Origin of the sequence: Rhodococcus sp. 1163, assembly GCF_002091985.1 — a bacterium.
In the GTDB taxonomy this organism is placed as follows: Bacteria; Actinomycetota; Actinomycetes; order Mycobacteriales; family Mycobacteriaceae; genus Rhodococcoides.
The window spans coordinates 20,051-42,239 of the sequence record NZ_MKKX01000028.1 but is presented as its reverse complement, the minus strand read 5'-3'; the positions used below and the strand labels follow the sequence as shown (position 1 = coordinate 42,239).

General features: G+C 62.6%; 19 protein-coding genes. 12 read left to right on the top strand and 7 right to left on the bottom strand.

Annotated elements, in window-relative coordinates; genetic code table 11:
• The first annotated feature begins 36 nt into the window (after nt 1-36).
• Nucleotides 37-1,041, top strand: a complete 1,005-nt coding sequence (locus BJD99_RS11605) for a DUF3089 domain-containing protein (protein WP_256895621.1) — start codon at nt 37-39, stop codon at nt 1,039-1,041.
• A 25-nt stretch (nt 1,042-1,066) separates the two neighbouring features.
• Here BJD99_RS11605 and BJD99_RS11600 read toward each other — a convergent pair whose 3' ends face one another.
• From BJD99_RS11600 to BJD99_RS11585, 4 genes are read right to left on the bottom strand one after another with little or no spacing between them, the layout of a single operon-like run.
• A complete protein-coding gene (locus tag BJD99_RS11600; RefSeq protein ID WP_256895620.1) occupies nt 1,067-2,713 on the bottom strand; it encodes a glycosyltransferase family 39 protein in 1,647 nt (548 codons plus the stop codon).
• Entirely contained in the window at nt 2,710-4,233 is a 1,524-nt protein-coding gene (locus BJD99_RS11595; protein WP_084347000.1) for a glycosyltransferase, read from the bottom strand. The genes BJD99_RS11600 and BJD99_RS11595 overlap by 4 nt, the downstream gene beginning before the upstream one ends.
• Nucleotides 4,203-5,765, bottom strand: a complete 1,563-nt coding sequence (locus BJD99_RS11590; protein ID WP_084346999.1) for a hypothetical protein — start codon at nt 5,763-5,765, stop codon at nt 4,203-4,205. Before BJD99_RS11590 ends, BJD99_RS11595 begins: the two co-directional genes overlap by 31 nt.
• Nucleotides 5,762-7,738 (bottom strand): hypothetical protein, encoded by a 1,977-nt coding sequence (locus BJD99_RS11585; RefSeq protein WP_084346998.1) that lies wholly within the window; start codon nt 7,736-7,738, stop codon nt 5,762-5,764. Before BJD99_RS11585 ends, BJD99_RS11590 begins: the two co-directional genes overlap by 4 nt.
• Before the next feature lie 333 nt (nt 7,739-8,071).
• On the opposite strand from BJD99_RS11585, the gene BJD99_RS11580 reads away from it, so the two are divergent.
• The 3 genes from BJD99_RS11580 to BJD99_RS11570 all read left to right on the top strand — a co-directional run bounded on the left by BJD99_RS11580 (nt 8,072) and on the right by BJD99_RS11570 (nt 11,113).
• The gene (locus tag BJD99_RS11580) at nt 8,072-9,196 is read left to right on the top strand and encodes a beta-mannosidase (RefSeq protein ID WP_143542131.1); all 1,125 of its coding nucleotides are present in this window, start codon (nt 8,072-8,074) and stop codon (nt 9,194-9,196) included.
• A gap of 76 nt (nt 9,197-9,272) precedes the next feature.
• A complete protein-coding gene (locus BJD99_RS11575; protein WP_084346997.1) occupies nt 9,273-10,697 on the top strand; it encodes an MFS transporter in 1,425 nt (474 codons plus the stop codon).
• Nucleotides 10,694-11,113, top strand: a complete 420-nt coding sequence (locus tag BJD99_RS11570; protein ID WP_084346996.1) for a MarR family winged helix-turn-helix transcriptional regulator — start codon at nt 10,694-10,696, stop codon at nt 11,111-11,113. Before BJD99_RS11575 ends, BJD99_RS11570 begins: the two co-directional genes overlap by 4 nt.
• 15 nt (nt 11,114-11,128) lie before the next feature.
• Here the strand turns inward: BJD99_RS11570 and BJD99_RS11565 are convergent, their stop codons facing one another.
• Nucleotides 11,129-12,076, bottom strand: a complete 948-nt coding sequence (locus tag BJD99_RS11565; protein ID WP_084347104.1) for a YihY/virulence factor BrkB family protein — start codon at nt 12,074-12,076, stop codon at nt 11,129-11,131.
• Between the two features lie 170 nt (nt 12,077-12,246).
• Between BJD99_RS11565 and BJD99_RS11560 the strand changes: the two genes are divergently transcribed.
• The gene (locus tag BJD99_RS11560; protein ID WP_084346995.1) at nt 12,247-12,534 is read left to right on the top strand and encodes a hypothetical protein; all 288 of its coding nucleotides are present in this window, start codon (nt 12,247-12,249) and stop codon (nt 12,532-12,534) included.
• A 67-nt stretch (nt 12,535-12,601) separates the two neighbouring features.
• Nucleotides 12,602-13,606 carry a TIGR03617 family F420-dependent LLM class oxidoreductase gene (locus BJD99_RS11555; RefSeq protein ID WP_084346994.1) on the top strand — a complete coding sequence of 335 codons (1,005 nt, stop codon included), beginning with the start codon at nt 12,602-12,604 and terminating at the stop codon, nt 13,604-13,606.
• Between the two features lie 12 nt (nt 13,607-13,618).
• Here the strand turns inward: BJD99_RS11555 and BJD99_RS11550 are convergent, their stop codons facing one another.
• Entirely contained in the window at nt 13,619-14,578 is a 960-nt protein-coding gene (locus tag BJD99_RS11550; protein ID WP_084347103.1) for a DUF389 domain-containing protein, read from the bottom strand.
• Nucleotides 14,579-14,823: 245 nt separating this feature from the next.
• On the opposite strand from BJD99_RS11550, the gene BJD99_RS11545 reads away from it, so the two are divergent.
• The 3 genes from BJD99_RS11545 to BJD99_RS11535 are packed head-to-tail and all read left to right on the top strand — an operon-like array spanning nt 14,824 to nt 17,875.
• Entirely contained in the window at nt 14,824-15,549 is a 726-nt protein-coding gene (locus BJD99_RS11545; protein WP_143542130.1) for a hypothetical protein, read from the top strand.
• A gap of 44 nt (nt 15,550-15,593) precedes the next feature.
• Nucleotides 15,594-17,498: a phosphoenolpyruvate carboxykinase (GTP) gene (locus tag BJD99_RS11540; RefSeq protein ID WP_084346992.1), complete on the top strand. Its 1,905-nt coding sequence runs from the start codon at nt 15,594-15,596 to the stop codon at nt 17,496-17,498.
• Nucleotides 17,495-17,875 carry a DUF5313 family protein gene (locus BJD99_RS11535; RefSeq protein ID WP_084346991.1) on the top strand — a complete coding sequence of 127 codons (381 nt, stop codon included), beginning with the start codon at nt 17,495-17,497 and terminating at the stop codon, nt 17,873-17,875. The genes BJD99_RS11540 and BJD99_RS11535 overlap by 4 nt, the downstream gene beginning before the upstream one ends.
• Here BJD99_RS11535 and BJD99_RS11530 read toward each other — a convergent pair.
• Nucleotides 17,848-18,456 (bottom strand): TetR/AcrR family transcriptional regulator, encoded by a 609-nt coding sequence (locus tag BJD99_RS11530; protein ID WP_084346990.1) that lies wholly within the window; start codon nt 18,454-18,456, stop codon nt 17,848-17,850. The two genes, BJD99_RS11535 and BJD99_RS11530, sit on opposite strands and share 28 nt — an antisense overlap.
• Before the next feature lie 84 nt (nt 18,457-18,540).
• On the opposite strand from BJD99_RS11530, the gene BJD99_RS11525 reads away from it, so the two are divergent.
• The 3 genes from BJD99_RS11525 to BJD99_RS11515 are packed head-to-tail and all read left to right on the top strand — an operon-like array spanning nt 18,541 to nt 22,177.
• Nucleotides 18,541-20,271: a cholesterol oxidase substrate-binding domain-containing protein gene (locus BJD99_RS11525; protein ID WP_084346989.1), complete on the top strand. Its 1,731-nt coding sequence runs from the start codon at nt 18,541-18,543 to the stop codon at nt 20,269-20,271.
• Nucleotides 20,268-21,437, top strand: coding sequence for an NADH:flavin oxidoreductase (locus BJD99_RS11520; RefSeq protein ID WP_084346988.1), 1,170 nt, complete (start codon nt 20,268-20,270; stop codon nt 21,435-21,437). The genes BJD99_RS11525 and BJD99_RS11520 overlap by 4 nt, the downstream gene beginning before the upstream one ends.
• Nucleotides 21,434-22,177 carry a glucose 1-dehydrogenase gene (locus BJD99_RS11515; protein ID WP_084346987.1) on the top strand — a complete coding sequence of 248 codons (744 nt, stop codon included), beginning with the start codon at nt 21,434-21,436 and terminating at the stop codon, nt 22,175-22,177. The genes BJD99_RS11520 and BJD99_RS11515 overlap by 4 nt, the downstream gene beginning before the upstream one ends.
• Nucleotides 22,178-22,189 lie beyond the last annotated feature (12 nt).

Here is a 22,189-nt window from a genome sequence, read left to right as displayed (position 1 = left end):
CCGTGGCCAGGCACCTGCCCTGCTATCGTCAGCCTCGTGCCGATCCCACGTCCTGCCGGTCTGGTGCTTCGCGCCGGTGTGCTGGCCATGATGTTCTTCGCTATGGTCGCTTCTCCGGTGTCCGCCGAACCTGCTCCCGCAACGACGACGACCTGGCTGTGTGAGCCCGGCCAGCAAGGCGACCCGTGCGGCGGTAGGTCGGGCGCTCCGATCGACTGCTTTTACGTCTACCCCACCGCATCGTTGCAACAGAGCACCAACGCGAACTTCGATACCTCTCCTGAATTGCGCGCAGTGGCAGCCCTGCAGGCCGCTCCTTTCGGAGAGAACTGCAACGTATGGGCGCCCGTGTACCGGCAGACCACCTTGCGAGCATTGTTCGCCGGGACCGCCGACGAGCGCACCGCCGCAGGGAATCTCGCGTACGCCGACATCGAGAATGCCTGGGACGACTACCTCGAGCACCACAACAACGGCCGTGGCGTGGTCCTCATCGGACACTCCCAGGGCACTTTCGTCCTGCGGAAGCTGATCGCCGATCACATCGATGGTCAGCCGGCCCAATCGAAACTGGTCTCGGCGCTGCTGATCGGCGGGAACGTGCTCGTCCGCAAGGGCGAGGGTGTGGGAGGCGACTTCGATACTGTGCCCGCATGCACCGACTCGACGCAGACCGGCTGTGTCGTCGCCTATTCGGCATTCTCGAATCCCGCACCGGAAGACGCACGGTTCGGTCTGCCGCCGAATACGGCCGGACCCGACGTCGAGGTGCTGTGCACCAATCCGGGGTCGTTGCGCGAGAACGCCGACGCTCCCATTCACGGAATTCTCGCGGGTCAGGAAGTCGACGGCTTCCATGCTCGGTGCACAACCGGCGAGGGCCCGCGCGTTCTCATGGTCGACGGGCCCGGGGCCTCGCTCATCCCGGCAGTGCCGGCCCCGAACTGGGGAATTCATCAGGTGGACATGAACATTGCCCAGCGAGACCTCGTAGACCTCGTCGGGGTTCAGGGCGCGGCATACGACGCCGCCGGTCGATAGTCGAGCAACGCTGTATCGGTTCGCCTCAATTGACGACCTGATAGATGCGCCAATTCGGTTGATCTGCACCCGTAGTGGGGACCTCGAATGCGAGTGTGGAAATGGCGGCACCGTTGTCGTAGATCGTCGGATATCTGCGGTTGACGGCGTCGGATTCGCCACGCCCGGTGTTGGGAACCGTCAGCAGGTACTTCACTCCCGCTGCCGCAGGATCGTTGAGAATCGTGGTGAAGTCCTGGTCGGAGGGAACGACGAACTGCTTGGGATTCGACGACGCCGCGACCACCGCGAACCCGTAGACGGTGTCGAGAAGAACCGATCCTTCGGGCAGATTCTGTGCATCCAGATAGGCGGCGAGTTCGCGTTCGGTGACGAACGAGTCGATGATCGAGCGGGCCGCGACCGCATCGGCATCTTCGGCGGAGGGGGTCGGATCCAGTAGATATCCCAGTGCGTATTCCTGGGGGGCCAGCTTCGGCTGCACCATCGCCCAGCCGGTGACCGGCACTGCCAGCACCGACAACACCACCAGCCCGACGCCGACTCCTGCCGGCACCATCGCTCGTACCGGCCGGGGACGGTGGAATGCACCTTCTCGCCGCGTGTGTGGGTTGCCTCGCGGCGGAACCAATTGCACCAAGGCGACCACGGCAAGCGGTATCGCGCAGATGTAGAACCGCAGAAAGCCGAAGGTGGAGCCGCCGATGAAGCTGACCGCCTGGAATGCGAGCACTGCCCCGAACACGACCGGGCCGACCAAGAATTCCAGATCGCGTCGCCGTAGTGCGAGGACCGCCGATACCGGCAGGGCCACCAACAACGCAGGCCCCAGCACGACAATCGCCGTTACCGCGAACACGGTGTTGCCCAGCGCTGTTCCCGTCGAACCGCCGGACTGCGCAAGAATCGCGGCATTGCCGTAGCCCGAGGACAATTGGGCCAACGCTTCCCCGGTGATCAACCAACTCGTCCCGGTCCACACCACGAATGCGGCGAAACCCGGCCCGGCCACGAGCACGCCGTCGAGCACGGCGCGGCGAATCATCGTCCGCCACTGCGCTCGGCCCTCTCGCATCACCGTGATCACCGCGACCAGCACAGCGGCACCGGCGATAGCGACGACGCCGTCGTAGCGGGTGAGGTAGGCCAGTGCCAGCGCGATACCGGCAACGACCAGATCGTGGACGTCGTCGGTATGTACCCAGCGGATCAGGCGCCGCACCGCCCAGCAGACGAAGAACAGAAACACTGCTTCGCTCATGCCGTTCGCACCGTAGAAGACGATCATCGGGTTGATCGCGAACACCACCGTGACGATCGTGCAATACCGGGTCGAGAGGCCCCGATCACGACAGATTCCGTACACCATCACCACAGCACCTGCCATGAACACTGCCGAGACCACGATCCCGGAGATGTTCCACCGGGTGATCGCCGGCCACCACGAAGACAACGCAACGATCGGCAACTGTGCCAACGCAGTCAGCGGGGTGAAGATGAATCCGATAGCGGACACATGTGGGTCGCGGCTCAGAAGAACCGACTGTGCAGCCGAGGTCCGTGACAATGCGTCGCCGAGTAGGTAGCCGAACCGCAGGCTCAGCGTCAACCCGATCGCAAGGTAACCCGCCAACGATGCGGTGAAGACGGTCCACGGTGCGCGAGAGCTCACGGAAGAGCCTCTTCGGTCTCGACGGCTGGCGCGGTCGGGGTGTTCAGCCCGTGAAATGTCTTCTCCCAGTACGACGGGTTCCGGATGAGCTGCCAGCATCCCTTGATTGCGGCAACGCTCATCATCACCCAGTACAGCGGCATCGTCAGGCTCGGAACGAGAAGGTAGGCGTTGTCGCTTTCCCTACTGGCGATCAGGTACATGTAGATGGTCGCGACGTTGCCGATGATCAGTGACACCAGCGAGAAGTAGTAGATGTACGGCGGGAACAGTGCTGCTATGAGGTCTGGTTGCCCGAGAATCCAAGCGGCCGTGGTAAACCAGAAGATCATGTTGATGCAGGCACTGATCGGAGTACCCGCCAACAACAACGTCAACCGGTAGGTACCGACCGGGCCCAGTGCACGCACGGTAGCGACGGGTCGACGCATATGCACCAACCACGTCTGAAGGTAACCCTTGTACCAGCGTGAACGCTGTCTGACCCAGTTGATCGGGTCACTGTTCGCTTCCTCGAGCGTGATCGAATCCAGCACCGCGGTGGAGTAACCGGATGCGGCGATACGAACTCCGAGATCGGCATCCTCGGTGACGTTGAAGCCGTCCCACGCGCCTACCTGCTCGATGACGTCGCGCCGCAGATGATTGGATGTGCCGCCCAGCGGAATCGGTGAGGTACTGCGCATCAAACCGGGGAGTAGGTAGCCGAACCACAGCGCGTAGTCCGCAGTGAACCATCCGGTCAGCAGATTCTGAGAGCCGTTGTGGAATGCCAACTTTGCCTGTACACAGGCAACGGTATCGGGCAGCCGGTCGAACGCGGCGATAACCCTACGCAACTGCAGAGGTTCGGGGAGATCCTCGGCGTCGAAGATCGTGACAATGGTTCCGGTCGCAAAATGCAGTCCGTAGTTACAGGCCTTCGGTTTGGTCCGAGGGTCGCCGGCCGGAACGAGGATTACCTCCACTATCTGGCTGACACCGCTGCGCGCGGCCGCGTCGATGGTGACGTCGTCGTCTTCTTCCAACAGCAGCAACACTTGTAGCTTGTCCGGCGGATAGTTCAGGTTGGTCATGGCGGCGATGAGGTCGCCGACGACCTCGGGCTCGTTGTATGCCGGGACCAAGATCGTGTACGCGGGGAGAAGTTCGTCCGGAATTGCGAGTGCTTGCTCGTCGGTGACCGTCACGATCGCCGTGGCATCCAGCCCTCGGGAGAAGATCAACAGGCGGTCGAACATCATCGCCAGGTAGCCCAGCGTGCACAACACCGTCAACACCAGCAGTGTCGGAACAGGATTCAGTAGGGCGCTCACCAGCGTGAGAACGGCGATGGAGATGGCGGTGTACTTCTGCCACGGCACGAAGGCGATCGCAGCCGACGCCAGTGGATTTCGTCGGGCGAGTCCGTTGATGGCGTCGTCGAGCGCCTCCGCGCGAAACTGCTCTGTCTCTTCCCCGACACGCGGCGGCGTCCGCGGTGTGCTGCTCACTGTCCACCTCTGGTATCGACATTCCATTGAGCCCGAACGAGACCGGTACCGAACGAGGTCAGCAGCGTGCGGTCTTTGTACTCCGGTTCCGTGTCGGCGATGATGGAATTGCCGCGAAGGAAGGTTGCGAGACTGGTACCGATGTTCGACGCCATCGACGGTATCGGCCGGGGGAACGTAGCGCCGTCCTCGTGATTGTCCACGCTGATGATCGTGACCCGCTGGGTGACGTCACCGCGTACCCAGGTGAAGACCAATTTCGTCCAAGTCAACAACAATGCGTCGCTGACCGAGGTGTACAGGGTTCCGGTGACTCCGTGCCCGAGTGGCACCTGCAGTGAATCGCTGGTGCGGGTATTGCTCAGCCGATACAGAGTGCTTTCCGGATAGATCGCCAGGCTGGCTCGGTTGGTGGTGGAGAGGACGTCCACGACCACAGTTCGTGGTCGTGATTGGATGTCCCACTCGGGGTTTCCGTCTTCGGCCTTCATCGTCTGGCGGGTCAGCGTCGCTGTTTGTCCGAAGTACGAGCGCACCCAGTCGTACGATTGGAGTGCTGTCCGGTTCCACCCGGTCGGCGGAACCAACGGCACGGACGTCGATCCCGGAGGGCCGGCAGTGTCCGGGATGACCGTTGTCTCGGGCAGCGGGAGAAAGAGCAGGATCACTGCAGCAACGATCACCATGATCGCCGAACTCGGAGACCGTTTCGCCGAAGACGAGGACATGCCCTTCGTCAACGGTCTCTTGCTCTCACCGCGCCGGGAGAGCAAATAGAACCCCACCCCGATCACCATCGAGGCACCGACCGTCGGGATGAGCTGCATCAGAACGACATCGATTCGAGGCCAGAGGGCCAAGATGAACGCCAGCACCGCAAACCCCGTCACCACCGTGCAGACGAATCCGAGCCACGCCCTACGACGGGTACGCCCGACAGCTATCGCGCCTGCGACCCCGCCCAACACCACCAGCACTGCGCCGTAGGCGAATCGGCTTCCACCGGCGTTGATGGCAACCAACCGATACATCAACGGGCTCAATGCCAGTAGCAGCAACCACACCGACCAGAATCGGCCGACCGGCCGAAGACCGAACAACAGGATCGCGCCGCCGAAGAAGAACACCAACGCCGACAGGACATCGAGGTGCGCGAGTGCGTACTGCTCTGAGTAACGCGGCAACCATAGGGCTTTGACGGCGATCGATGCCAGCAACGCGAGACCGCCGACAATGACGTCGGTCTGTCGATCATGAATCGGCAACTCCCCGGCCCGGCGGCGAGCCACTCCCTGCGCTGCCACCGCCGCCAGAAACGGGAGCACGAAAATATAGGCGGTGATGGCGCCGTTCGAGGCTTCCTCCAACACTCGCTTCCAGGTGGGAAAGAACGCGACCACGACGCACCCGATGAGCAGAAGCCACCGAAGCACGATCACCCTGGCCGGGTGCGCTTTCCATCCCTTGCTCTCCGGTGTTGAATCGACGTGTTCGACGTCCTCGCTGCTCGAGTCCCCTTCCCCGAGGTTGTCGGGTCCCGCCTCGGCATCGGCTGTCATGACGGCGGTGAATTGTCACGGCGGTGGCGACGGCGGCTCGAGCCGCGAGAGCGCACAACCAGTACGACCGCCCCTACGAGAGCGACGAGCAATACCGCACCGGCAATTCCGAGAAGCGTCACGCTCAGGCGATCGACACCCGACTCGCTGGCGGCCGACTCCACCGTCGAGTCCCCTGCCAGGTTTCCGCTCGATAGCGACACCGGCTCGATTCCCGGTACAGCGAAGAGAATGTCACCGTTGCGGCCGAACCAACGCGACGGATCGGCGTCGAGCCAACTTAGAAGTGCGTCGAGTCGCGCCCCTTTGCCTGTCGACGATGCCACCAACAGTGCCTTGTTGTTCGCGGTCGTAGTCACCTGCAGGCTGGCGTAAGGCACCCCCGGATCAACAGTGAGCGAGGTGTCGGTGTCGGTGAATTCCGGCGTTGCGATCGAGAACGTCGTAGCTCCGGACGAGGACAGCGGCAATGAAAGCGAGTCCGGTAGACCACCGTCTGCGGCGATCACGACGGCCGGGTCGGAGCTGGCGAGCGCGTCGTCGAGGGAGACGACCTGAGGCATGATCGGCCTGGCGGACAGGCGCTGCAGTCCGGTCACGACCGAGACCGCACGGGCGGCGTCGGCGAAGGTTTCCTGGGTCATCGCTACGTCGAACTGCGGCATCAAGGCTTGCGGTAGCGATCCGAATCCCAGCGGAGCCGGCGTCGAGGACGGTGCGGATCGGACGACAGTGGAACCGTCGACCGTGATCGTCGATGCTGCCTGCGTGCCGCATGCGGCGGCCGAATCTGCGGGGTGGTCGACGCTGACATCGAGGGTGGTGGCTTTCCGCAGCTCGGCGTTCGGGATATCGACCCACTGATCCAACCGACCCGAATCGTCGGCGGACCACGACGCGATCGTCTTGCCTCCCACTCCGGCGGTGATCGATCCGACGCCCGGTGTGTAATTTCCGGTCAGATGCAGCGATACGTCGGAGACCGAGCGGCCGAGGCGCGCTTGATCGAGCGTGATCGACGCGGTCGCGGTGGTGTCGCCTTTCCCCGTGACAGTTCCGACTCCGAGGTCTTCGAGTGTTGTCGAGTCGGGTGCTAGGACCGCTCGAGGAGCCGATGCTCCCGCGAGTGCTTTGGTCGTCACCGCCAACTCGGAGATGCTGCTGGTGATCAATCGGGTTTGATCGGTCAACGCCGTACCGCTACCGGTGACGAACAGCCGTGGAGGTGACTGATCGAGGGGAAAGATCAGTTCTGCTCCGGTGTCGTTGTTCTCGGCCACGACGACGGACCGTTCGAACGCTTTGTCCGGTTGCGACCCCTGCAATTCGGTGTCCGGACGCACGAGAACCCGAACGGGCTGTGCACCGTAGTAGTCGATCACCGAAGTCGTCAGAGTCAACACTGCGGAGATCATGTCGCGGTTCGGCTGGGCAGGCATGAACACTGTGAGCTGCCGAAGTACCGGCGGCAGGAACTCGGAGATCGTTCGCGGGATCGACGGCACACCGGTGTAATCGACTCGGGCGTCGAGGAGTCGAAGTTGCGCGTCGAGGACATTCGGGCAGAAGCCCGCGTCGGGAATCAGCGTCGACGCGAGATCGAGAGTCACCGCTCCGTCGACAACTGGAACTGCCGCCAGCGGGATGGAGACCGGGATGGTCGGTGCGTCGCCCCCGAGCGCGATACGTGAGATGGGCCGGTTGCCGGACTCCACGTCGATCCAACCTCGATCGAGCCAGGCCGGGACGGTGAGCACCGCATTCAACGACGACGGCCCGGTACCCGGTGGCACCGGCACGGTGACCTGAGTACGGCCACTCAGCCCATTCAGCGCAATCGAAGCACCCAGGCCGGTCTCGCTGAGGGACAACGTGATCGGGTTCGTCTCTTCTGGGTCTTCATCCTGTGCTTGCGCGATTCCAGGCGCGGAAGAAAGGACCATCATTGCAACAATCCCGCTGATCGCGGCCATTCGAGCAGTACAGCGAGAAGGCACACCAATAGTCGACGACATCAAATAGTCCGGCCCTTTAAGTGGAAGTGACATCTTTCGAGATCATTATGACCGATAAGGAGTGAACAGTCTCGACGTGTGTCCGATTTTATCTGCACCCCGGGTGACCAGGACCTGAGACCCCGGAAGGCATTGTGAATAAACAATATTACCGACCAGTACGTCTATGAATTGCGGTATCGGAGAATCCTTTTATGGAATTACCGGGCTCGAATGGCTAACTAGCGTCGATATGTCGTTCACCGGGAGCGGAATTACCGACTGCAAATACACAGGCCTATCATCTGGTCTATGCACAGCCTGGTTCGTTTCTGTCGAGTCGCTGCCGTCCTGGCGTGCGCTGGCCTGCTCGTCGCCGTCACCGGTGCAGAACCGACAGACGCTGCTCCGGCGCCGGGTGCCCGCGTGAGCGCGAGCACCGACGGCCTGGCACTGGACGGCGCACCGTGGTGGCCGACGGGATTCAATGCCTACCAGCTGGCGACGGATTGGTCCGTCAATGCCGGATGCGGGGCCATGGTCGATCTCGACAGCTACTTCGCGGCCCTGCCTGCACACTCGCTGACGCGGTTCAACGCGTTTCAAGCGCTCGCGATCAACCGCTTCACCGGGAAGCTCGACTTCGGCCCCATGGACGCAGTCTTCGCCGCAGCCGAAGCACACGATCAACTTCTCGTCCCCGTCCTGTCACCTCAGGACGGTGCCTGCGAGGACAACGCCTTCAAGGACCGACAGTGGTACATCGACGGCTGGACGACGCCACCGCCCTCCCCCACCGCAACAGCGCTTCTGAGCTTCGAGCAGTGGGCCGACACCGCCGTCGCGCGCTGGAAGGATTCGCCCGTACTTGCCGCATGGGAGCTCGTCGGCGAACCGGAAACGAGCACCTGCACCGACGCGAATTGCTCCTGGGAGAATCGAACCTGTACCTCCGACGCGGACGAGGTGTTGCGCAATTTCTTCGATACCGCCGGCGCACGAGTGCGCACCCTCGACCCACGAACCTTGATCACCGCCGGGCTCACCGGCGGCGGACAATGCGGAAGCCAGGGCAACGAATACCGCTATCTGGCACAGTCACCCGTCGTCGATGTTCTCCAGTACCACGACTACGGCGCCGACGGGGTCGCACTGCCCGGCGATCAGTGGAACGGACTCCAGCGTCGGATCACTCAGACGGCAGAGGTCGGCAAGCCACTTCTGGTGGCCGAGATCGGCGAACTCGCGGGATCCTGTTCGACTGTGGAAGATCGTGCCGCACATATCGAAGCGAAAATCAACGGTCAGCGGGCGGCAGGTACCGCCGGGGCACTGCTGTGGGCGTTCGTTCCGGACCCGAGACCGACCGAGTGCACATTCGATATCGGGCCCAGCGATCCGCTCTGGCAGGTCCTCGATCAGGGAACCTCGAACTAGCCGCTTGCACAAGCACGCCCCGAGTATTCATACTCGAACTAACATTTGTAGGCGTACAACTATCGGGGCGGTCCATATGACAGAACCTTCGTCACAGCGCCGATACCTCGTGCTCGGCATCTGCTGCCTCAGCCTCTTCCTGGTCAGCATCGACAACACCATCGTCAACGTCGCACTTCCGTCGATTCGGGCCGAGCTGAACTCGTCGGTGTCCGGTCTCCAATGGATCATCGACGCGTACACCCTCGTCCTGGCATCGCTGTTGATGCTCGGCGGCTCTACCGCGGATCGTTTCGGTCGCAAGAAGATCTTCATGATCGGCACCGGATCCTTCATCCTCGGATCGCTACTGTGCAGTGTCGCGCCGTCGCTGGGCTGGCTGGTGGCATTCCGCATGGTTCAGGCCGTCGGCGGATCGATGATGAATCCGGTCGCGATGTCGATCATCACCAACACGTTCGACAACCCCAAGGAACGCGCAGGGGCGATCGGCATCTGGGGCGGCGTCGTCGGCGTGTCGATGGCTGCGGGACCGCTGCTGGGCGGGGTGCTCGTGACGTCTGCAGGGTGGCAGTCGATCTTCTGGGTGAACGTCCCGATCGGACTTCTCGCGTTGGCACTGACGTGGAAATACATCCCGGAATCCAAGGCACTCCATGCGCGCAGGTTCGATCCCGCGGGTCAGATACTGATGATCGCCTTGCTCGCCGGTCTGGTGTTCACGATCATCGAGGGATCGGCACTGGGCTGGACCTCCCCGCTCATCCTCGCGACGGGCGCGGTGACCCTCGCATCGCTCGTCGGGCTGATCCTGACGGAGTCCAGACGCACCGAACCGCTCATCGAACTGTCGTTCTTTCGCAGCGTCCCGTTCAGCGGCGCCACGATCATCGCCGTGTGCTCCTTCGCGTCACTGGGTGGCTTCCTGTTCCTCAACACCCTGTATCTGCAGGACGTCCGTGGCTACTCCCCACTGCACGCCGGCCTGTACACCTTGCCGATGGCCTTGATGACCCTCGTTTTCGCCCCGATCTCCGGACGCATCACCGGATCTCGCGGGCCGCGCATCTCACTGGTGGTCGCCGGGGTCGGGTTCATCGTCTCTGCCACCATGCTCACCCGTCTGACTGCGGACACGTCCTTCGGCTGGCTCGCGGTGTCCTACATCATTTTCGGTATCGGCTTCGGCGTGGTGAACGCCCCCATCACCAACACAGCGGTATCGGGCATGCCGCGCAGTCAGGCCGGTGTGGCATCGGCAATCGCGTCGACGAGCAGGCAGGTCGGCCAATCGCTCGGAGTCGCGGTCGTCGGATCGATTGTGACCGCAGGTCTGGTAGGCAGCTTCGAGGACGGTTTCATCGACGCTGCGAGACCTGCCTGGACCGTCATGTTGTGCGCCGGTGTCTTGGTGCTGATTCTGGCAGTCGTCACCACCGGAGGGTGGGCGCGCGGTACCGCACACGCCGTCGCCTCCCGCTCGAAGGAGTTGGTCTCGTGAACGCCCCCGACGTCTGGGCCGACATGCGCAGGCTCGTCCTGGAGGTGTCCGATCCACACCGCGCCGTCGTCGCCGCGACCGGAGAGAGCTTCTTCAGAACGAAAGTTCTCCGACGACTCCTGCACGGACCGCTCTCGGCGGGCGAACTCGCCGAACAACTCGGCTCCGATCCGCCGTACCTGTCGATCACTCTTCGCGATCTCGAAGCCAGAGGCCACCTCGGACGCACGGAGGACCCGTTCGACCGACGTCGACGCGTCGTTGCCCTCACCGGTTCCGGGCGTGAACTCGCGCGCGTGGCGGACGAAGTCCTTCGAACGCCGCCTGCTGCCTTGTCCGACCTGAACGAGGCAGACCTCGCTACCCTGTCGCGGATTCTGTCTGCGCTACTCGGCGACTCGGTCACCTCCGCGTAGGACTGCAAGCACCCGCTAGTCTTCGTAGGTGACGACGATGTCCTGAAACCCCTTGTTCCGCTGCGCTTCTGCCTGGCCGGTGTAGGACTTCTTGTCACCCTCGGTGAGTTCGACGTTGTCGGTGAACGGCGTCAGTAGCGCACGAGGATGCAGTCGGTCGACTCGAACGGCATTGATCTCGATACAGAGAACGATGAGTATCGATGCGACATAAAGGAATCCGAGCAGACCGAGCACGATCGCGAAGACTCCGTTGCTGGTGCTGACATTTCCCACCACATATCGGATGTAGATCCCTCCGAACGCTTGCAGTGCCTGCCAGAGCACTGCGGCGACGATTGCCCCCGGCAGTACGTCCCGGAGGGTCAGCGGACGTGGCGTTCCGATCCTGAACGCCACGGAGAAGACTGCGGCGTTGACCACGACGGCGCCGATCAAGGCCAGCGTGCCACCTGCAAACCCGAAGACGCCGGAGGATGCGACGGCGTTGAGAACGGTCAGCCCGATGATGGCCGTACCGACAGTGCTGAGCAGCAGTAGACCCCGCAATCGTGCGCGCAGCGGGTCTGGCTGCTCGTTGCGCGGAACGGACCAAGCGGTGTTCATCGCGTACTGCGCGGCGAGCGAGATGCCGAGCCCGCCGTAGAGCGAGCCGACTATGCCGATGACGATTGCCGTCACACCGCCGCTGAGACGGTCCGGTTCGCCGAGTTGATCTCCGATGACGGGTATCTGACTCATCGCCGAGTCGAGGATGCTGGCCTGCAGGTCCGGATTACCGGCAAGCACGATGCCCAGCAGCGTGGTGAACAAGAGCAGTAGCGGAAACAGCGACAAGAACGCGTAGTACGCGATCAGGGCGGCGAGGTATCCGCCGCGGTCGTCGAGGAATTTGTACACCACTGCCAGCGGAAATCCCGCCGATGGATGCCTTCTTTGAAACTCGTCCATTCGCGCCAGCATCATCGGTCGAATCCAGCCATGCTTGTCACACTCCTCCGCCGCGCCACTCGCGACCGGATCACACATACCCACTGCTCATCCATCCAACACCGCCTCCGGCCAGGACCGTCGGACAGCTCTGGCACCATCGAGGACATGAGGGCTGTGACTGGCTGGAGCTGGGAGGCAGGATGAGTGACGACCGCGAGTACACCGAAGATGGCCACTTCATCGTGATCGAGGGTCGGCGCTGGAGAGCGACTGATCCTTCCATTCCCGAGGACCGCAACGCTGAACTACGGTCGATTCTCATGGCCTGGCGACGCGACGTTCGCTCCACCGGGGGCGCCGCCGCCTCCCGAGCAGGGGTGCAGGCCGCGAAAGTCGCTCTGGGAGAACGTGGCACACCGTGGTGGGAGCAGTCGGAATCCGAGCGGCGGGCCAGATGGGAGAAGGACGTCCCGCGACCGGGTGCGTGACCAGCCGGCCGTAAGGTCGCTAGGGACAGCGTCGCGTGGCACGAGCATCTGGAGCACCTGAATCGACATGGAACTAGTTTCTTCACTACCCGCCGACACCCCTCTGCACCAGGTTGCAGAACGTGTCAAGCGCATAGAGGATCTCGGTTTCGACACCGTGCACATCTCCGAAACCGTCCGAGATCCGTTCGCGGTCGCTGCTCTCGCCGTCGAGCACAGTTCCACGCTGGCCGTCCGGACGTCGATGGTGGTGGCGTTTGCGCGTAGCCCGATGGTGACGGCGTTGGCGGCCTGGGATTTGGCGAGCTTCTCCCGTGGCCGGTTCCAGTTGGGGTTGGCGACTCAGGTGCGGGGGAACATCGTCGGGCGGTATTCGATGCCGTGGACAGACCCTGCTGCGCAACTGCGGGACTACATCGGCGCTGTTCGGGCGATCTTCGGAGCATTTCGTGACGGAACCGCGTTGGATTACCAGGGCACGCACTACACGTTCGATCGCTTGCAGCCATATTTCAATCCGGGTCCGATCGACGTCCCGTCGCCGGAAATATGGACAGGTGGAGTCAATGCACGGATGTGCAGGCTCGCCGGCGAGATAGCCGACGGCTTTGTCGTTCATCCCACGTGTTCGCATCAGAAAGTGCTCGAAGAGATCACCATCCCCTACCTCGAAAGTGCCGGCCGAAGGCCTCGCATCATCGCGGTCCCGAAGACGATCACCGGTCGCGACGCGGCAACGGTGGCCTCGGCCCGGGAACCTGTGCGAAAAGAACTTGCGTTCCTGTACTCCACCCCGGCCTATCGTCTCGCTCTGGATGCACTCGGATTGTCCGAGGTCGGCGAGAAGCTGACCGGCATGTCCCGCTCGGGTGACTGGGCTGATCTCGCTGGCGTAATTACCGATGACGTACTGGACGTGCTGGTCACCCAATGCACGTACGCCGAACTGCCTGCAGCACTTGCATCGAAGTACGAAAATCTCTGCGACGGTATCGCTTTGGCAGTTCCATTGGATCGTGCCGATGACGGGGAGTTTCGGAAGATGTGCGCGGAGCTCCGAGCTCCGAAGTAGTTCGTGGCGAGCTCAGCGACTCCGGAAGCGGTCGATGGCGGCGGCGCGACGAGCAGAAAGTCGTGCCCACACGCTCTGCTGAATCGCCAGAGTAGCCCAACCGGCAATCGCCATACCGGTGATATTGAGCAGCAGCTGAAGAGTGCTGCCCCATATTTCCGTACCAACCCCGAATGCTATTCCGAGCGCGACGTTTCCGGCGGCAGGCACCGTAGTCACCGAGATGAACACCCCGGACAACCCACCCGTCTTCGCCGAGGTGATCGACAGAACCCCTGCTGCTGCCGCGATGACTGCCACGATGAACGACCATTTGTCCGGTGAGTAGATGAAAGCGGTGCTCGGCCGAGGTCCTGTGATGTCGTCGATGACCACCCAGCCCACCGCGCGCGCCACAAGTACGAAGAGAGTGGTCGTAGCGATCGAGAGAACGAATCCGACCACGAGGGTCCTGCTCGCACGGACCAGCAGCGTAGGTCGTTTCCGCACCAGCGCGACACCGAGAGCTGCGATAGCCCCGAACTCCGGACCGAGAACCATTGCACCGATTATCAGGATCTGCGAATCGATGACGATCGCGATCGATGCGAGCAGCGTGGCCATGCCCATGAAACTCAGGTAAGTCCAATTCAGTTCGGTGTCGTCGTACGACCGCTGCGCCACGTCCGCCCACACCACCGAGTCTGCGCTGCTACCCGGAGTTCGCTTCTCTGCTTCGAAACCCGAGCGCGAGAGCCAGCTACGAACCGGCTCGATATGGATGCTGCCATCCTGATGCACTCCGAGATCGCGTAGGAAATCGATGATCTCGTTCGCTCCCTCCCGCGCTATATCGGCGACGACGAGGTCACCGACGGGTTCGACGGAAGCCTCGCGTGTCACCGCGATACCGCTGACAGCGGGACTATCGACAAGACATGCGAGCACGTCCTGAGTCAGCATCGAAGGCGAGAGGATACGCAGGTGCAGCATGCCCATATTCTGCGCACAGCCCGGACAGACCCCAGCATCGACTCCCTCTCGGTTCATCCGCGGTCGACGCATTCGGGCGCTCGCTCTCGATCGACCACGAGCTCGCCTTACTTGCATTATTGCGCAAGTAAGAATACCGTCAATCTGCATAGTGCATTAATGCGAAACTCAAGAATCTGTGGAGGTCCACGATGAGGACTCGATACCGGCATGCGGAACACTTGGCTTCAGGTGTTCCTGGCGCCGTGACTGTGGTCGGACTACGCGAATCCTCCCCGCGAGCTCGGCAAACTGACGGTTCGATTCGCGGCTGGGTTGCCATGGAGGAGTACGCCGCCGTCATCGAGAACCTCACGTCACTGCGTGTGACACGACTTCCACTGGCCGACTGCACCGAGACCGACATCGTCGATCGCCTGTGCGGGGTCGACGCGAACGTCGGTATCGCCCTGATGGTCGGATCGAACGGTGCACACTCCGAAGCGATCGCTCGTCGCGTCGACGTGCGGGGCGGCCCGACTGTCGTCACCGAGATCGACCTCGCTACCGCCACGATGGCAGCGTCGGTCGTCTCCACGCTGGGCCGCCGCGGCATTTCACCCAGCCGTGGGCAAGTGATCCTCGCCTGCCCCGAACGCGCCCCACTACTGGGTCCAGTACTCATCGAATGTGGAGTCGGAAGCGTCACCAGTTGGAGTAACCATGACGCGCAGGACTTTTCGCTGCGCCGCCTGCTCACGCACAACGATGTTCTGGTGGACCTGTCCGACTCGGCAAGTCGGGTCGGTGGGAAAATCGAGGGATCGATCACTCTCGGATCGAATCCTGTTGCGGCCGTTTCGCTCGCACTGACCGGACTCCTCGATGCACTGAACCGGCGGACACTACCCCGCGTCGACGCACAAGTTCTGGCGGCCTGTGCGCGCGCTCTGAACTATCTCGAAACATCCGGCCTCCAGCCCAGCCGGTGACAACTGTGAATCGGCAACCTCATGCCACCTCGAAGGGATACCCCATGACCGCCTCGAGCACTGTCGATCTCGATATCGGCTGCCCACCGACTTCACACGCCGATCTCCTGATGTGGGTGAGCGACGTCGCGGAACTCACCACACCCGACCGGGTCGTCTGGTGTGACGGCACCTCGGAAGAATGGGACAGGCTGACGGCACTACTCGTAGCCAAAGGCACGTTCGTCGAATTGAGCGAGCCCCCGAACTCCTTCCGCTGCGTCTCCGATCCCGAAGATGTTGCGCGCGTAGAAGATCGCACCTTCATCTGTTCGGAGAACGAATCGGATGCAGGGCCGACGAACAATTGGATGGACCCGCTCGACATGACGACGGTGCTGACGGAGGAGTTCCGCGGCGCGATGGCGGGACGAACGATGTACGTCATCGGCTATTGCATGGGGCCCCTCGAGTCCGTCGCACCGAAATTCGGCGTCGAGATCACCGATTCCGAATACGTCGCGGTATCGATGCGCGTGATGACTCGCACCGGCACACCGATCTGGGATCGTATGGGCACACACGCAGACTTCGTCAAAGGACTTCATTCGGTCGGCGCTCCGCTGGCACCGGGCCAACAAGACCTCTCGTGGCCGTGCGACACCACGAAATACATTGCGCACTTTCCTCAGACGCGAACCATCTGGAGCTACGGATCCGGATACGGCGGCAACGCCTTACTGGGCAAGAAGTCGTTTGCCCTGCGCATCGCTTCGGCGATGGCCCGCGACGAGGGGTGGCTGGCCGAGCACATGCTCATCTTGAAACTGACCTCCCCTGCCGCCGAAGTGCGTTACATCGCCGCGGCATTCCCCTCTTCGTGCGGCAAGACCAACCTCGCGATGCTCGAACCGACCCTAGACGGGTGGACCGCGGAAACCATCGGAGACGACATCGCCTGGATGCGATTCGGTGAGGACGGGCGGCTCTACGCCGTCAACCCCGAAGCGGGGTTCTTCGGCGTCGCCCCCGGGACCGGAATGTCCACGAACCCGAACGCCATGCGCACCATTGCTGGAGGCAACTCGATATTCACCAATGTCGCCCTGACCGACGCCGGCGGTGTGTGGTGGGAGGGGATGACCGAGCAGGAGCCGGAGCATCTGATCGACTGGCGTGGCAACGACTGGTCACCGAAATCCGATACCACTGCCGCACATGCAAATTCACGCTATTGCACCCCGATAGACCAGTGCCCGACAGCCGCTGCGGAATGGAACGATCCAGCCGGAGTCCCCATTTCGGCGATCTTCTTCGGGGGCCGCCGTGCATCGACGGTGCCATTGGTCACCGAGGCATTCGACTGGCAGCACGGGGTATTCCTGGCCTCGACCCTCTCGTCGGAAACGACGGCAGCCTCGACTGGAAGCATCGGGGTGGTGCGCCGCGATCCCATGGCGATGCTGCCCTTCATCGGGTACCACGTCGGCGACTACTTCCAGCATTGGCTCGATATCGGGGCCGGTTCGAGCCGTCCAGGAGCTCTACCGAAGATCTTCTACGTGAACTGGTTTCGCCGTGATGACGACGGGGATTTCCTGTGGCCGGGCTTCGGGGAGAACCTTCGGGTGATCGACTGGGCGTTGCGCCGAATCGACGGAAAGGTCGACGCGTTGTCCACCCCTCTCGGCTACGTCCCCACCTCCGATTCCCTCGACCTGACCGGTCTCGACATCGATCGAGCCGATGTCGACGCGGCCCTGGCCGTCGACACCGACGAACTTCTCACAGAAATACCCCTCATCGACCAGTGGTACGCCACCATCGGTGGCAACAAACTCCCCGATGCCCTCCGTCAAGAGCTGAACTGGCTCAAAGTGCGCCTATGCGGCTACCCGAGAGGTCTGGAAAAGTCTCATCGGCACCGGCTGGAACATCATTGCGTCGAGTCCGGGAACCCGAATCGATGATCATCACACCTCGACCCTCGATCCGGCAGCTGGTCGCCTACCTCGCCGGGCGGCCACTGCCCGCGAAGTTCAGCGCCTGGGTCGTCCACGACATCACCGGACCGGGTTCAACCCGGCACTACGCAACCCGGTGCATCGTCCCACTCGTCCCGCTGCTGGCCGCATGCTTGCTCGTACCGGGCCCACTGTTCGTCCGCGCCGGCATGATGCTGATCCTGCTACTCCCGTTCGTCTATTTCATGATCGCTCTCAAACCGATCTATCAGCGTCATCGCCTGGTCACCCATGGGCTCGATCCCGCGCTGTTGACCGCATACAAGCAACGCACCATCGACGACGACGCGGCCCGCTATTCGGCACGGTACCGGGGTTTCTGATCGATCGCGCGAAGTAAAAGCTCTTCGATCCGAAGGTGAACCGAATCCGTATCATCCTCTGTCGCAATGATACTGAGAAACAGTGAGGCTCCCGCCGCCATCGCGATCAGCGCTCGAGCGTCGAGCACGGCGTCGTCCGCTGCATCCCGCGATGAACCCGCGGAGAACAGTTCGGCGGGAGGCCCGCTGAAGCTCTGCCAGAGCTGACGACGAAGATCCTCGTTACGAGTGAAGGTGCTGATCAGACCCGGAACTGCTGCGCGCACTTCCGGTTTGGCGAACAGCTCGCGACTTCCTGTCGCCACCCATCGCACCCAACCGTTCGGGTCCGTACCGTCGAACGGCTCGAGGTCGGGGGTCGCTCCGAGGATCGAGTGCAACACCAACTCTGCTTTGGACGACCATCTTCGATCGATCGTGCCGCGACCGACGCCCGCACGGGCAGCGACGCCGCGCATGCTCAGCTCTTCCCATCCGAGCTCCATCAGCAGCTCGCGGGTAGCCGACAACACTCGGTCGTCGACGCTGCTGTCTCGGGGGCGGCCGGCCCGACTCTTACCGCTACTGCTGTCCGGATTCATGAAATTTCGTCACACTCGCAGTTTATCGTCTATGTTCTATTATGATGCCGCTGGCATCGTATTGCTGCAATTAGGGGTAACTGCATGGTTGAACAAAACGTACACGGGTCGCTGTCACGACGCCGCTTCTTCGGCGCTGCCGCCGCCACCGCGGTAGCAGCCGCAGTCGCGGGGTCCCAATGGACGCCCGCCGCTGCTGCGCCCGTCGGCGAGGCCTCGCTTACGGTGCCGCCCGAGTTCCCTGGGGGGATCGACCTCTATCAGCAGGGCTACGTGAACTGGTCCAAAGAGATCGTCTTCGACCACGTCTGGACATGCGCACCGCGGGGCGAAGGCGAGGTAGTGACGCTGGCCAACTGGGCCGCGAAGCACGGCTACACGATACGGGCACGAGGCTCGATGCACGGTTGGAGTCCGTTGACGGTCGTCCCCGGATATTCCGTCGACAAGGTAATTCTCCTCGACACGACCGCGCACCTGGTCGGGGTGAGCGTGGATCCGACGGGGTCGCCTGCCACCGTGACCGCTCAGGGTGGCGCGAGCCTGCTGTCCATCTTGACCGCACTCGAAGGCCGCGGATTGGGTTGGTCGAGTATCCCGGCCATCGGCGACATCACCATCGGCGGCGCTCTCGCCATCGATGCGCACGGCGCCACCCCTCCGGCCGACGGAGAAACTGCAGTCCCCGGAACCAGTTTCGGTACCGTCAGCAATCTCGTCACTGCCCTGACGGCAGTGGTCTGGGACGATTCCGCGGGAGAGTACGTCGCGCGGGTCTTCACCCGATCCGACCCGGCCATTCGCCCACTGCTCACCCACCTGGGCCGGACCTTCATCACCTCGGTGACGCTCCAGGCAGGCGCCGACAAACGTCTCAGATGTCTCAGCACCTTCGACGTCGGCTGGCAGGAACTGTTCGCGCCGGCAGGATCACCGGGTCGGACTTTCGAGAAGTATCTCGCCGAGTTCGGAAGCGTCGAGGCCATCTGGTTCCCGTTCACTCAGGAGCCATGGCTCAAGATCTGGAGCGATGAACCGAACCGCCCGGCACAATCACGGGAAGTGACCGGACCGTACAACTACGCGTTCTCAGATACGCTCCCCGAGCCGCTCACCGACGGATTGGGCGTGGTGGCGACACAGCTCGCGGCCGGCACACCCGCATTCGGTGCGTCGCAGCTCAGCGCAGTCAAAGCCGGCATGGCACTCACCGGCACCGGCGACATCTGGGGCACGTCGAAGAACGTCCGCTTGTACCTCCGCGCCACTACGTTGCGAGTGACTGCGGGCGGAGGCGTCGTGCTTGCACGCAGGTCCGATGTCGCCACGATCATCCACGACATGACCAGCTGGCTCGATGAGCGGCTCACGCATTACAGCTCACTGGGTCAGTACCCGGTCAACGGCCCGTTCGAGGTGCGTTTGTGCGGGCTCGACCACGACACGGAAGTGGACGTGGAAAGCTCGGGCCCGCCGTCTCTTTCAGCGGTGGCCCCAGTGCCCGGCCATCCGGAATGGGACACCGCAATCTGGCTGAACGTGGTCTCCTTCCCGGGCACGCCCGGAATGCATGCATTCTTCCGCGAGATGGAACTGTGGATGCATGGACACTTTTCAGGTTCACTCGGAACCATGCGGCCCGAGTACTCGAAGGGCTGGGCGTTCACCGACGACCGGTCCCACGCCGACACCGAGTTCCTGACCCGAACACTCCCATCCCGGTACCCCGAGTGGGAGTCCGCCTCCGCAGCATTCGACGAGTTCGACCCACGGCGAATCTTCCGGAACCCCTTCCTCGACAAGGTAATGCCATGAAAATATTCGAATCAGCCGATCTCGGCCCCCTCACCCTTCGTAACCGTGTCATCAAAGCCGCGACCTTCGAAGGACGCACCCCGGAAGCTCTGGTCACCGATGAACTGATCGATTTCCACCGGGCCGTCGCTGCCGGCGGAGCCGGCATGACCACCGTCGCCTACTGCGCATCCTCGCCCGAGGGCAGAACCGACCGCCATCAGATCTTTATGCGCCCGGAAGCTGTTGCAGGACTGACACGTCTGACCGAGGCCGTCCACGCCGAGGGCGCCGCCATCTCCGCTCAGATCGGGCACGCGGGACCGGTTGCGAATTCGCAGTCCAACCGCGCGACGGCATTGGCCTCCTCGTGGCAGATCAGCCCACTGAGCCTGCGACTGACGAGGACGGCGAGCGCAGCCGACCTCGATCGCATCGTCGCCGACCATGCCCGTGCCGCCAGAATCGCTGTGCAGTCCGGATTCGATGCTGTCGAACTGCATTTCGGGCACAACTATCTGGTCAGCTCATTTCTCAGCCCAGCGCTCAACCGCAGATCCGACCAGTTCGGCGGAAGCCTCGAGAACCGGGCGCGCGTCGCACGGGCCGTAGCGTCGGCCGTGCGCACCGAGGTAGGCACCGAGATCGCCGTCACCGCGAAGTTGAACATGGATGACGGAGTACCGGGCGGCTTTTGGCTCGACGAGAGCCTTCAGGTTGCCCAGTGGCTGGAAAGCGACGGCTCGCTCGATGCGCTCGAGTTGACCGCAGGTAGTTCCCTGAAGAACCCGATGTACCTCTTTCGTGGAGATGTACCGTTGCGCGACTTCGCGGCGTCGTTCCCACAGCCGCAGCGAGCGGGTATCCGCATGGTGGGCAGCAAGTTCCTGCGTGCCTACCCCTACAAAGAGGCTTACCTGCTCGAACAGGCACGCCAGTTCCGCAGTGCAGTGGACCTCCCGCTCATCCTTCTCGGCGGAATCTCCACGCGGGAAACGATGGACCTCGCTATGACCGAAGGGTTCGAGTTCGTGGCGATGGCGCGCGCACTTCTGCGTGAACCGGATTTGATCAATAGGATGCAGAAGGAGGAAGTCACTTCCTCTCTCTGCATACATTGCAATCGCTGTATGCCCACCATCTACAGCGGCACGCGCTGCGTTCTCGTAAACGAAGGAACTAGATGAATCGCTTGGCCGGACGCGTCGCATTGGTAAGCGGCGCTGCACGCGGAATGGGGCTCGCTCACTGCAAAGCGATGATCGCCGAGGGTGCACAAGTCGTCCTGGGCGACATCCTCGACGAGGAAGGCGCTTCGGCAGCAAGCGAATTGGGCGACACCGCACACTACGTGCATCTCGACGTCACGTCGGAAGAGAGCTGGGCCGAAGCCGTCGCGGCGACCACCGAGAAGTTCGGACCGGTCACAGTTCTGGTCAACAACGCCGGCATAGTAGGCGGCAACCTGATCACCGCCTACGAAACCTCCGAGTGGCAGCGCATCCTCGACATCAACCTGACCGGAACGTTTTTCGGTATCCGTGCCTGCGCTCAGTCGATGATCGACGCAGGTGGCGGTTCGATCATCAATATCTCCTCGGTCGAAGGGTTCCGCGGTAGTCCCGGACTGCACGGGTACACCGCCACGAAGTTCGCGGTGCGCGGCTTGACGAAATCGGTTGCACTAGAGCTGGCGCCGAAGAACGTGCGGGTCAACTCCATTCACCCCGGCTTCGTTCACAGCCCGATGACCGAAGGCATCCCCGAGGACTTCCTGCAGATCCCACTCGGTCGTGGCGGCAATGCCTCCGAAGTGTCTTCCATGGTCGTCTTCCTGGCCAGCGAAGAGTCCTCCTACTCCACCGGATCCGAGTTCATCGTCGACGGCGGCCTGATGGCAGGCGTGCCGCACCGCACCTTCGACTGAATCGCCTCGTAC